General features: G+C 74.9%; 10 protein-coding genes and 4 tRNA genes. 9 read left to right on the top strand and 5 right to left on the bottom strand.

The features are described 5' to 3' along the window. Window positions 1-158: 158 nt before the first annotated feature. The gene (locus AB0302_RS03480) at window positions 159-1,487 is read left to right on the top strand and encodes an HAAAP family serine/threonine permease (protein WP_366370530.1); all 1,329 of its coding nucleotides are present in this window, start codon (window positions 159-161) and stop codon (window positions 1,485-1,487) included. 122 nt (window positions 1,488-1,609) lie between these two features. Here the strand turns inward: AB0302_RS03480 and AB0302_RS03485 are convergent, their stop codons facing one another. Continuing rightward, window positions 1,610-2,503 (bottom strand): sulfurtransferase, encoded by an 894-nt coding sequence (locus tag AB0302_RS03485; protein WP_319074858.1) that lies wholly within the window; start codon window positions 2,501-2,503, stop codon window positions 1,610-1,612. Window positions 2,504-2,720: 217 nt separating this feature from the next. On the opposite strand from AB0302_RS03485, the gene zapE reads away from it, so the two are divergent. Beyond that, the gene (gene zapE, locus AB0302_RS03490) at window positions 2,721-3,788 is read left to right on the top strand and encodes a cell division protein ZapE (RefSeq protein ID WP_319074857.1); all 1,068 of its coding nucleotides are present in this window, start codon (window positions 2,721-2,723) and stop codon (window positions 3,786-3,788) included. Window positions 3,789-3,893: 105 nt separating this feature from the next. Here zapE and AB0302_RS03495 read toward each other — a convergent pair. The 4 genes from AB0302_RS03495 to AB0302_RS03510 all read right to left on the bottom strand — a co-directional run bounded on the left by AB0302_RS03495 (window position 3,894) and on the right by AB0302_RS03510 (window position 4,289). After that, window positions 3,894-3,970 (bottom strand) — tRNA-Gly (locus AB0302_RS03495). Between the two features lie 29 nt (window positions 3,971-3,999). Next, window positions 4,000-4,071 (bottom strand) — tRNA-Val (locus AB0302_RS03500). 55 nt (window positions 4,072-4,126) lie between these two features. Next, a tRNA-Cys gene (locus tag AB0302_RS03505) sits at window positions 4,127-4,197 on the bottom strand. Between the two features lie 18 nt (window positions 4,198-4,215). Further along, window positions 4,216-4,289: transfer RNA gene (locus AB0302_RS03510), tRNA-Gly, on the bottom strand. A 174-nt stretch (window positions 4,290-4,463) separates the two neighbouring features. Here AB0302_RS03510 and AB0302_RS03515 point away from each other — a divergent pair. From AB0302_RS03515 to ribD, 7 genes are all read left to right on the top strand, one after another. Next, entirely contained in the window at window positions 4,464-5,432 is a 969-nt protein-coding gene (locus AB0302_RS03515) for a cytochrome (RefSeq protein WP_366370531.1), read from the top strand. Further along, complete coding sequence (gene def / locus AB0302_RS03520) at window positions 5,429-5,998, top strand: peptide deformylase (protein ID WP_319074852.1); 570 nt, start codon at window positions 5,429-5,431, stop codon at window positions 5,996-5,998. The genes AB0302_RS03515 and def overlap by 4 nt, the downstream gene beginning before the upstream one ends. Further along, window positions 5,995-7,059, top strand: a complete 1,065-nt coding sequence (locus AB0302_RS03525; protein ID WP_366370532.1) for a methionyl-tRNA formyltransferase — start codon at window positions 5,995-5,997, stop codon at window positions 7,057-7,059. The genes def and AB0302_RS03525 overlap by 4 nt, the downstream gene beginning before the upstream one ends. Then, on the top strand, window positions 7,056-8,744 hold the full coding sequence (locus AB0302_RS03530) for a transcription antitermination factor NusB (RefSeq protein ID WP_366370533.1): 1,689 nt from the start codon (window positions 7,056-7,058) through the stop codon (window positions 8,742-8,744). The genes AB0302_RS03525 and AB0302_RS03530 overlap by 4 nt, the downstream gene beginning before the upstream one ends. Further along, on the top strand, window positions 8,737-9,429 hold the full coding sequence (gene rpe, locus AB0302_RS03535) for a ribulose-phosphate 3-epimerase (RefSeq protein ID WP_298710342.1): 693 nt from the start codon (window positions 8,737-8,739) through the stop codon (window positions 9,427-9,429). Before AB0302_RS03530 ends, rpe begins: the two co-directional genes overlap by 8 nt. Window positions 9,430-9,723: 294 nt before the next feature. Beyond that, window positions 9,724-10,383, top strand: a complete 660-nt coding sequence (gene pnuC / locus AB0302_RS03540; protein ID WP_319074844.1) for a nicotinamide riboside transporter PnuC — start codon at window positions 9,724-9,726, stop codon at window positions 10,381-10,383. Further along, window positions 10,380-11,462: a bifunctional diaminohydroxyphosphoribosylaminopyrimidine deaminase/5-amino-6-(5-phosphoribosylamino)uracil reductase RibD gene (gene ribD / locus AB0302_RS03545; RefSeq protein WP_366370534.1), complete on the top strand. Its 1,083-nt coding sequence runs from the start codon at window positions 10,380-10,382 to the stop codon at window positions 11,460-11,462. The genes pnuC and ribD overlap by 4 nt, the downstream gene beginning before the upstream one ends. Window positions 11,463-11,492 lie beyond the last annotated feature (30 nt).

Below are 11,492 nucleotides of genomic sequence, written 5' to 3' on the forward strand. Positions count from 1 at the left end.
CAGGTGGGTTGTTGAGGAACTTCCATCCTGCGGCAGGGACCCGCTCGTCTCATCTCAGCCCGTACCCCGTGGCAAGAACCTCATGACCCACAACATCTAGTGACGGCCCCCCGCACGGCGGTCAACGGTCCCGCCTGCCCCTTCCTAGACTGGAGCCCATGTCATCCGTCTCACACCAGTTCCACGACGCAGGGGATTCGTCAGCGCCCGCCGTCGCCATCGACCCCGACGCCGACCCCACACCGGACCGCCGTGTCGAGCGGGGGTGGGTCGTCTCGCTCTTCGGCACGGCCGTCGGCGCGGGAGTCCTGTTCCTGCCGATCAAGGCGGGCCTGGGCGGCGTGTGGCCGCTCATCATCGCCACCCTCCTGATCGCCCCCATGACGTACTTCTCCCACCGGGCGCTCTCCCGGTTCGTGTGCGCGTCCCCCAACCCGGGCGACGACATCACCGCCGTGGCCCGCAGCACGTTCGGCCCCGGGGTCGGCGGGCTCATCTCCGTCCTGTACTTCCTGGCGATCTACCCGATCGTGCTGATCTACGGCGTCTCCATCACCAACACGGTGGACTCGTTCATGGTGAACCAGCTGGGCCTGGCCTCCCTGCCCCGCCCGCTGCTCTCGTTCGTGCTGATCGCCCTCATGATGGCCGTGATGATCGCCGGGCAGAAGCTCATGCTCGCGATCACCGGGTGGTTGGTCTACCCCCTGATCCTCATCCTCTTCGGGGCGAGCCTCTACCTCATCCCGTCCTGGAAGCCGGACGCCCTCTTCACCGGCGGCCCGGTGGACCTGGGCGGCATCCTGCTCTCCACGTGGCTGGTCATCCCCGTCCTGGTGTTCGCGTTCAACCACTCGCCGGCGATCTCCCAGTTCTCCCTGGCCATGCAGCGCCAGTACGGAGCGGGCGCGGCCACGCGCGCCTCGGCGGTGCTGGCCAAGGTCACGGGCCTGCTCGTCGTCTTCACCATGTTCTTCGTGTGGTCCTGCGTGCTGGCGCTCGGCCCGGACGGCATGGCCGAGGCCCAGGAGCAGAACCTCCCGGTGCTGTCCTACCTGGCCAACGTCCACGGCTCGCCGCTGATCTCGCTGCTCGGCCCGGTCGTCGCGTTCCTGGCGATCGTCTCCTCCTTCTTCGGCCACTACCTCGGCGCGGCCGAGGGCGCCGCCGGCGTCGTCCGCTCCCTGGTGGACAAGGACGGCTCCCGCATCAGCGCCCGCACCCTGCGCCTGGTCATCGCCGTCGTCATCTTCTTCACGACCTGGGCCGCGGCGATCGCCAACCCCAGCGTCCTCGGCCTCATCGAGACCGTCGGCGGGCCGGTGATCGCCATGATCCTGTTCCTCATGCCGATCTACGCGATCCACCGGCTGGACGCCCTCGCCCCCTACCGGGGGAAGGCCTCCAACGTGTTCGTGGTCCTCGCCGGCCTCGCAGCCGTGAGCGCCCTCGTCTACGGCATCGTCCGCAGCGTCACCGGCGCCTGAGGTCGCGCCGACGCGCCTCACGCCGACACGAGTCCGGCCCTCACCCCGCGGGGTGAGGGCCGGACTCGTCCAGGGCGGCGGGCGCCACGCGTGCGACGGTTCCGTGACGGTTCAGCGGTGGATCAGCGCGCGGGCGCCGCGCCGGGCTCCTCGCCCAGGGCGATCGGCAGGCGGACGCCGTTGCCCCACTCGGTCCACGAGCCGTCGTAGTTGCGGACGTCCTCGTGGCCCAACAGGTGCTTGAGGACGAACCAGGTGTGGGACGAGCGCTCGCCGATGCGGCAGTAGGCGATCACGTCGTCGCCCTCCTTCAGGCCGGCGCCGTCGCGGTAGATCTCCTCGAGCTCGGCGCGGGACTTGAAGGTGCCGTCCTCGTTCGCGGCCTTCGCCCAGGGCACGGAGGCCGCGGTCGGGATGTGGCCGCCGCGCAGCGTGCCCTCCTGCGGGTAGCCGGCCATGTGGGTGGTCTCGCCCGTGTACTCGGCGGGGGAGCGGACGTCGATCAGCGGCGTGGTGCCGATCGCGGCGAGGACGTCCTCGCGGGCGGCGCGCTCGGTGGTGTCGTCGCGCTGCACCACGGGGTACTCGGCGCGCTCGACCTGCGGGACCTCGCGGGTGGTCTCGCGGCCCTCGGCGATCCACTTGTCGCGGCCGCCGTCCATGAGGCGCACGTCCTCGTGGCCGTAGAGGGTGAAGACCCAGAGGGCGTAGGCGGCCCACCAGTTGGACTTGTCGCCGTAGAAGACCACGGTGGTGTCGCGGGAGATGCCCTTCGAGGCGGCCAGCTCGGCGAACGCCTCGGGGCCCACCAAGTCGCGGGCCACGGGGTCGTTGAGCTCGGTGTGCCAGTCGATCCGCTGGGCGCCGGGGACGTGGCCGGTGGCGTACAGCAGGGCGTCCTCATTGGACTCCAGGACCACGACGTCCGCGTCGTGGACGTGGTCGGCGACCCACTGCGTGGAGACGAGCTTCTCGGGATGGGCGTACTCGGTGGTCTGCGCGGTGTTCTCGGTCATGGGTGCCACATTACGCCAGGCCGATGATGCGTAATGGGGAAGGCGAGCCTCAATCCGGACACGCGGGGTCACACGCCGGGCAGCAGACGGGGCCTCCCGACGCCGGGGGCGGGTCCGCCCGGCGCCGGGCCGGGGCGGGCACCCCCTGGGGCGGCCACGACCGCGCCGGTAGCATGGCCCGGTAGTCCGCCCCCCCACATCAAGGATGGAGCACCCCGTGGCCCAGACCGTCCACCTCGCCGACCGCTCGCCGCAGGTCACCCCGGACCAGCTGCTCGCCGGCTTCCATCCCTCCTACCGGTTCGGGGAGGTGTCCTTCGACTCCTACATCCCGGATCCCGCGCATCCCTCCCAGGCCGAGGCCGTGCAGCGGCTGCGCGACTTCGCCGCGTCGATCGGGCGCCCCGCGGCCGGGGGCGGCGGCGGCTTCTTCGGCGGGCTGTTCGGCGGCGGCCGTCCCAAGGCCTCGGCCCAGCCGGCCGGCATCTACCTCGACGGCGGCTTCGGCGTCGGCAAGACCCACCTGCTGGCCTCCACGTGGCACGCCGCCCCGGGGCCCAAGGCGTTCGGCACGTTCGTGGAGTACACCAACCTGGTGGGCGCGCTGGGCTTCCGCAACGCGGTGGACGTGCTCACGCAGTACACGCTCGTGTGCATCGACGAGTTCGAGCTCGACGACCCGGGGGACACGGTCCTGATGTCCCGCCTTATGCGCGAGCTGGCCGACGCGGGCGTGCGCCTCGTGGCCACCTCCAACACCCTGCCGGGCTCGCTCGGCGAGGGACGGTTCGCGGCGCAGGACTTCAAGCGCGAGATCCAGGTGCTCTCCGAGCAGTTCGACGTCATCCGCGTCGACGGCGAGGACTACCGCCACCGCGGGCTCGCCGCCGCCCCGGCCCCGCTGCCGGACGCCGAGGTGGAGCGCACCGTGCAGGCCAACTTCCCGCACGCCGGCGTCGTCGCGGTGGACGACTTCGATGCGCTCACCGCGATGCTCTCCCGCGTCCACCCCTCGCGCTATCGCGAGCTCGTCAAGGACGTCGACGTCGTCGCGCTCCATGGTGTGCGCACCATCACGGACCAGGCCACGGCCCTGCGGTTCGTGGTGTTCGCGGACCGGCTCTACGACAAGGACGTGCCTGTCGTCGCCTCCGGCGTGCCGTTCGACGACCTGTTCACCCAGGAGATGATGCACGGCGGGTACATGAAGAAGTACTTCCGCACCGTCTCCCGCATGACCGCGCTCGTGCGCGAGGGACAGCTGGGCGAGGTCGAGGCGAAGTGACCCGCTGAGCCGGGGCGGGCCGCGCGCCCGCCCCGGCGTGGGCCGCGCTGGCCCCGGCCTCCGACGACGAAGGCCCCCTCCCGTGCGGGGAGGGGGCCTTCGAGGTGGAGCGGATGACGAGATTCGAACTCGCGACCTCCACCTTGGCAAGGTGGCGCTCTAGCCAGCTGAGCTACATCCGCGTGGCCCGCCCCGCGAGGGGGTCAGTCCGTGCGCGATACTGGGATCGAACCAGTGACCTCTTCCGTGTCAGGGAAGCGCGCTACCGCTGCGCTAATCGCGCTCATCCATTCCGAGGAACGGTGAACATGCGGCCACCCTCATGCCGGGGGACTGCGAGGTCGGGACGGGATTCGAACCCGCGTATACGGCTTTGCAGGCCGCTGCCTCGCCTCTCGGCCACCCGACCAGGGGTGAAGGTGGAGCGAGCGGATGACGAGATTCGAACTCGCGACCTCCACCTTGGCAAGGTGGCGCTCTAGCCAGCTGAGCTACATCCGCAGAAGGGAACCGGGAGCCCGTTCCGAAGAACCGAAACCGCGATTTCCAACGAGAAAGAACTCTAGACCATGCCGGGCCCTCCCGCCAAATCGGCCCCGTGCCGGCGTGTCCGGGCGGATCCTGACCGTCCCCGCCGCCCTGTCCCGTCCGGGGCGTTTGAGAGGATGTCTGACCATGACCCAGCCACGACTCGCGCACCAGACGCCGTCCGGACGCATGTACGCCCGCTCGCTCTCCGGCCTGCCCGAAGTCCCCTCCATCACGACGGTGATCGGCATGGAGAAGACGGACCTGGACGGCTGGATCGGATGGATGGCCGCGGACGCCGTGGTCAAGGACGAGCGCCTGGCCCAGGCGGTCGGCTCCTCCGCCCGCCTGCGGGAGGTCGCACGCCAGTCGGCGGACGCGGCCGCGCGCTTCCGCGACGCCGCGGCCGAGCGCGGAGACCGCGTCCACGACTACGCGGAGCAGGTCTCGCGCCGCGCCCTCGGGCAGCCGCACACCATGGCCGAGGCCCGGGCCGCACTGATCGAGCAGGGGGAGGGGGCCTACGCAGACCGCTTCGACGAGTGGTGGGACCTCTACGACGTGAGGCCAGTGGCCGCAGAGATCACCGTGTGGAACCACACCGTGGGCTACGCCGGCACCCTGGACCTCGTGGCGCGGATCGGCGGTCGGCTGTGCCTGATCGACTACAAGACCAAGGGCACCGGCAGGGACGGCCGCGTCAAGGCGCTCGACCCGAAGGTGGTCATGCAGCTCACCGCGGGCCTCAAGGCGGAGGAGTCGCTCGTGGACGCCGAGGCCGGCACGTGGGAGCCCTGGCAGCACGGCGCCGCGGAGATGCTGCTCGGCGTCGCCCTGGGGGAGACGGAGGTGGCCGTCCACCAGGCCAACCCCGCCGTGCTGCCGCGGCACTGGCACAAGTTCTGGGCGCTGCGCCAGGTGTGGACGCACGCGCAGGCCGTCGCTGACGCCGGCCCGGCGCTGCGCGTGATCGGCCCGCCCCCGGTGGCGGTCCCGGCAGCGTCGGCGGGCGGCCTGGAGGCCGCCCGCGCGGCGGCCTTCGGCGGGGCGGCGGAGCCGACCGGCACCGGGTCCGCGGCCGCGGAGGCGGGCCCGGCCGATAGGGTGACCGCGTGACCGTCCTCCCCCTCCGCACTGTGCCCGATCCCGTGCTGCGCACCCCCGCCGCGCCCGTCCCCGCGGGCGTCGACGTGCGCCGCCTCGTCGCGGACATGGTCGAGACCATGCACGCCGTCGGCGGCGTGGGGCTCGCCGCCCCGCAGGTGGGCGTGGGCCTGCGGGTCTTCGTGTTCGACGTGGACGGCGTGGCCGGCCACGTGGTGAACCCCGTGCTGGTCCGGGGCGAGGAGACCAGCCGGGACCTCGGCGAGGGCTGCCTCTCCGTGCCCGGGCTGCGCTACCACCCTGCGCGCGCCGTCGAGGCCGTCGTGACCGGCGTCGACGTGGACGGGGCGCCCGTCGAGCACCGGGGGACGGGCCTGGTGGCCCGCTGCCTGCAGCACGAGGCCGACCACCTCGACGGCATGCTCTACATCGACCGGCTCGACGGCGACGAGCGCCGCGAGGCCCGCCGCCGCCTGCGGGCCGGCGAGGTCGACCGCACCGCCGCCCGGGTGAGTGCGGAGCGCGCCGCCGCCGTCGGCTCCGTCTTCGCCGGCTCGGCCCGGGGAGGCGGCCGATGAGCGCCCCCCTGCGCGTCCTCTTCGCCGGCACGCCGGCCACCGCCGTGCCCGTGCTGCGCGCCCTGCTGGCCTCCGACCACGAGGTCGTGGGCGTCCTCACCCGCCCGGACGCTCCCGTCGGCCGCAAGCGGGTGCTCACGCCCTCGCCCGTCGCGGCGGCGGCGGCCGAGGCCGGGCTCCCCGCCGTCAAGGCGGATCGCCTGCGCGGCGAGGCCGGCGCCGAGGCGGTGGCCTCGATCCGCGGGCTGGACGCCGACGTCGCAGTGGTCGTCGCCTACGGGGCGCTCGTCCCCGCCGACGCGCTGCGGATCCCGCGCCTGGGGTGGCTCAACCTGCACTTCTCGCATCTGCCCGCCTACCGCGGCGCCGCCCCGGTGCAGCGCGCCGTGATGGACGGCGTCGCGGTGACGGGGGCGGACGTGTTCCAGCTCGAGGAGGGCCTGGACACCGGCCCGGTGTTCGCCCGCCTCACGCGCGAGGTGGCCCCCGACGAGACCTCGGGCGACCTGCTGGCGGACCTCGCCGAACGGGGCGGCCCGCTGATGCTGGACGTGCTCGACGCGCTCGCGGACGGCACCGCCGTCGCCGCGCCCCAGGAGGGCGAGCCCACCCACGCCGCCAAGCTCACCGCCGCGGACGGCCTGGTGGACGCCGCCGCCCCCGCCGGCCGGGTGGCCGCGCGCATCAACGGTGTCACCCCCGAGCCGGGCGCCTGGGGCTGGCTGGCGGCCCGCGCAGACGCCGAGCCCGTGCGCTTCAAGCTCGGCGGCGTCGCCCCCGTGGCCGAGGACGACGCCGCCTGGCCGGCCGAGCTCGCGCCGCTGGCCCCGGGACGCATCGCCGTGGTGGCCAAGGGCGCCTGGCTGCGGACCGACGACGGCGCGGTGCGGCTGAGCACGGTCCAGCCGGCCGGCAAGACGACCATGCCCGCCCTCGACTGGGCGCGCGGCGCCGGCGAGGGCGCCACGCTCCTCTCCGGCGCCGCGCTCGCGGCCCACGGGGAGCGGGAGCAGCAGCGGGCGGCCGAACGGGCCGCCGCACGGCAGGAGGGACGAGCATGAGCGGAGCATCCGAGGGGACCGGCGGCCAGGGCCGCGGGCGCGGCGGCGCCGGAGGCGGAGAGCGCTCCGGCCGGCCGGCCGCAGCCGGCAAGGGCAGGCGCGGCGAGCCCCGCCGCGACGCGCAGGGGCGCACCCGCAGCCGCGGCCGCTCCGGAGCGGGACGGCAGTTCTCGTCCCAGGCGCCCTCGCAGCGCTCCCGCAGCGCCGACCCCGCGCGCCGGGTGGCGTTCGAGGCCGTGCGCGCCGTCCACGCCGAGGACGCCTACGCGAACCTCGTGCTGCCCCCGCGCATCCGCCAGGCCCGGCTGGACCGCCGCGACGCCGCCTTCGCCACGGAGCTGGCCTACGGCACCCTGCGCGGCCGCGGACTCTACGACGCCGTCCTGGCCCGCTGCGTGGACCGTCCCCTGGAGCAGATCGACCCGCCCGTGCTGGACGCGCTGCGCCTCGGCGCCCACCAGCTGCTCGCCATGCGCGTGCCCGCGCATGCCGCGCTCGACGCCACGGTCGCGCTCGTGCGCTCCGAGATCGGCGCCGGGCCGTCCGGCTTCGTCAACGCCGTCCTGCGCCGTGTCTCCGAGCGCCCGCTCGAGGACTGGCTGGCCGACGTCGCCCCGGCCGACGGCGGCGACGCCGCCCTGGCGGTGCGCACCTCCCATCCCGTGTGGATCGTGCGCGCACTGCGCCAGGCGCTCGCCGCCCACCCCGGCGCGGACGCCGACCAGATCGAGGAGCTGCTCGCCGCGGACAACGCGGCACCGGTGGTGAACCTCGTGGCCCTGCCCGTCGACGGCGGGGAGGAGGCGCTCGCCCGGGTGATCGCGGACGGCGCCGAGCCCGGCCCGCTGGCTCCCGGCTCCGCCCTGCACGCCGGCGGCGACGCCTCCCGCCTGCCCGGGGTGCGTGAGGGCCTCGTCCGGGTGCAGGACGTCGGCTCCCAGCTGACGGCCCGCGCCCTCGTGGCCGTGCCCCGCGAGTCCGACGCCTCCGAGCGGGCCGAGCGCTGGCTCGACCTGTGCGCGGGGCCCGGCGGCAAGGCCGCCCTGCTGGCCGCGCTGGCCGCCGAGCGCGGCGCCACGCTCACGGCCAACGAGCTCGCACCGCACCGCACCGACCTGGTCCGCTCCGCCCTGGCCGCCGTGCCGCGGGAGGCCTGGACGGCGCACACGGGGGACGGGCGGCGGATCGCCGACGCGGTGGAGACCCCGGGGGACGGCTACGACCGGATCCTCGTGGACGCCCCCTGCACCGGCCTGGGCGCCCTGCGCCGCCGGCCCGAGTCCCGCTGGCGCCGCACGCCGGCCGACCTCGCCGAGCTCACCGGTCTGCAGGCCGAGCTCCTGGACGCCGCCGTCTCCGTCCTCGCTCCCGGCGGCGTGCTCGCCTACGTCACGTGCTCCCCGCACGTGGCCGAGACGACGGTCCAGGTCCAGGACCTGCTGCGCCGCCACCCGCGGCTCGAGCAGGTCGACGCCCCGGCGGCGCTCGCGGAGGTCGCGCTCGCGGACCTCGGGCTCGGCGGTGCCCCGGCCGGCGGCGGCGCCGGTGACGGCGGGGCGGACGACGGACCCCCGGCCGAGGAGGCCACGGCCCGCACCGCCCAGCTCTGGCCCCACCGCCACGGCACGGACGCGATGTTCCTCGCCCTGTTCCGGGCGCCGGCGGAGGGTGAGGACCGTGGCTGAGGGTCCGCACGCCCCGCGTCTGCACAGCCCCCGTCTCCACCCCTCGATCCTCTCGGCGGACTTCGCCCGGCTGGCGGAGGAGCTCGCCCGCATCCCGAGTGCGGACGCGGTGCACGTGGACGTGATGGACAACCACTTCGTCCCGAACCTGACGCTCGGCCTGCCCGTCGTCCAGGCCATCCGGGCCGCCACGGCGCTTCCCCTGGACATCCACCTGATGATCGCCGACGCCGACCGGTGGGCCCCGGACTACGCCGAGGCCGGCGCCGAGTCCGTGACCTTCCACGCCGAGGCCTCCGGCGCCCCCGTACGCCTGGCCCGCGAGCTGCGCGCCCGCGGGTCCCGGGCGGGCATGGCGCTCAAGCCGGCCACCCCCGTCGAGCCGTACCTGGACATGCTCCCCGAGCTGGACATGCTCCTGCTGATGACGGTGGAGCCCGGCTTCGGGGGCCAAGCGTTCCTGGACGTCGTGCTGCCCAAGATCCGCCGCGCCCGCGCCGCCCTGGACGGCGCCGCGACTCCGCTCGCCCTCCAGGTGGACGGCGGCGTCAACAGGGACACGATCGAGCGCGCGGCCGAGGCCGGGGCGGACACCTTCGTGGCCGGCTCCGCCGTGTTCGGCGCCGACGATCCGGACGCGGCCGTCGTCGCCCTGCGGGACGCCGCGCGTCACGCCTGCGGCTGAACACCCTCGGCCCGCAGCGCCGGCCCCGCGAACCCCCGAGGCCGCGTGGCATACTGGCGCACGCAACGTGCTCCGAGATGCGGTGGAAGTCCGCACCGGCGGTGACAGCCCGCTAACCGCGCGCCCCGCCCTCACCCGAGGGTCCGGGACCGCGGCCTGACCGGTGGAATTCCGGTGCCGACCGTACAGTCGGGATGGGAGAGGCACGCGGCCGTGCCGTCCCGCGCGCTGACGCGGGAGGGCTGCGGAGCGCACCCCTCGGAGTCCCGAACCGAGGAGGTGGCGTCAGCCCCCATGCAGTGGCTCGTGGACGTCTTCACCTGGACCATCCCCGTCGCCGGCGGCGGCCTCCTGATGCGGGAGGTGATCGGCAACCTCTTCGGGCTGGCCTCCGCGCTCGGCGGCATGGCCCGCAAGGTCTGGGCATGGCCCGTCGGGATCATCGGCAACGCGCTCCTGCTCACGGTGTTCCTCGCCTCCCTCTTCGGCGGCGCCGACCACGCGACGCTCCTCGGCCAGGCCGGCCGCCAGGTCATGTTCATCGCGGTCTCCGTGTACGGCTGGGCCCGCTGGCGGGCCGCGAGCCGCGGCCGCGGCGACCACGCCCCCGCGATCACCCCCGAGTGGGCAGGCCGGGGCGGGCGGACGCTCCTCGTGCTGGGCATGCTGATCGGCACCCTCGCCCTCACCCCGGTGTTCCGCGCCCTCGGCTCGTGGGAGCCGGTGTGGGCGGACGCCTGGACCTTCGTCGGCTCCCTGCTCGCCACGTACGGCATGGCCCGCGGCTGGGTGGAGTTCTGGCTCGTGTGGGTGGCCGTGGACGTCGTCGGCGTCCCCCTGCTGTGGAGCAGCGGCTACTACGCCTCCGCGGTGATGTACGCGTTCTACGGGGTCTTCACCCTGATCGGCTTCTTCGTGTGGCTGCGCGCCAAGGACCGGGAGGGCACGCGATGAGCACCCCCTCGATGAGCACCCCCATGGACCTCGCCGCCGCCGCGGCCCTGCGCGGCGTGCGCGGCGCCAACCCGCTCGTGGGCGCCGTCCTGACCGCCCCCGACGGCGCCGTGCTCGCCGTCGGGCACCACCGCGGCCGCGGCACCGCGCACGCCGAGGTGGACGCGATCGAGCGGTGGGAGGCGGCGCGGGCCGCGGACCCCTCGCTCGCGGACCTAGACCCGGGCGACCTCACGCTCCACGTGACCCTCGAGCCCTGCGACCACACCGGCACTACGGGCCCGTGCTCGGAGGCCGTCCTCCGCGCGGGCTTCGGCGCCCTGCGCTACGCCGTCGCCGACCCCACGGGTGACGACGGCGGGGGCGCCGCCCGCCTGTCCCGCCACGGGGTGCGCGTGGAGGGCCCGACGGGGGAGGCGGCCGCCGTCGCCCTCACGGCGCGCTGGCGGGCCGCGCGCGCCGCGGGACGCCCCTGGGTGACGGCGCACCTGGCCCAGTCCCTCGACGGGAACGCCGCCGCCGCCGACGGGACGAGCCGCTGGATCACGGGGGAGGCCTCCCGCCACCACGCCCACGAGGTGCGCGCCCGCGTGGACGCGATCGTGGTGGGCACGGGCACCGTCCTCGCCGACGACCCGCGCCTCACCGCCCGGGCCGCCGACGGCGCCGCGGCCGCGCGCCAGCCCGTCCCCGTGGTCCAGGGCCGCCGTCGGATCCCCGCCGACGCCGCGCTGCACGCCGCGCACCCCGTCGTGCTGCAGACGGGAGAGCGCGACCCCCACGACGTGCTCGCGGCGATCGCCGCCCACCCCGGGCCGTGGCCCCACGGCCGCCGCGCCGAGCACGTCCTCGTCGAGGGGGGCCCGCACGTCCTCGGCGCGTGGTTCTCCGCCGGCCTCGTGGACGAGGTCATGGCGTACACGGCGCCGCTGCTCCTGGGCGCGGGGCTGCCCGCCGTCGCCGGTCTGGATGTCGGCACGCTCGCCGACGGGATCCGCCTCGTCCCCGACCCCGCCGAGGGCGGCCCTGTGAAGGCCCTCGGCGAGGACGTCTGGACGCACCTCATGCCCGCGCCCTGACCCGGGCCACCGCCCCGCCCCCTGCTGCCC

The sequence above is a fragment of the Micrococcus sp. NPDC078436 genome, from assembly GCF_040702705.1.
Lineage (GTDB): Bacteria > Actinomycetota > Actinomycetes > Actinomycetales > Micrococcaceae > Micrococcus.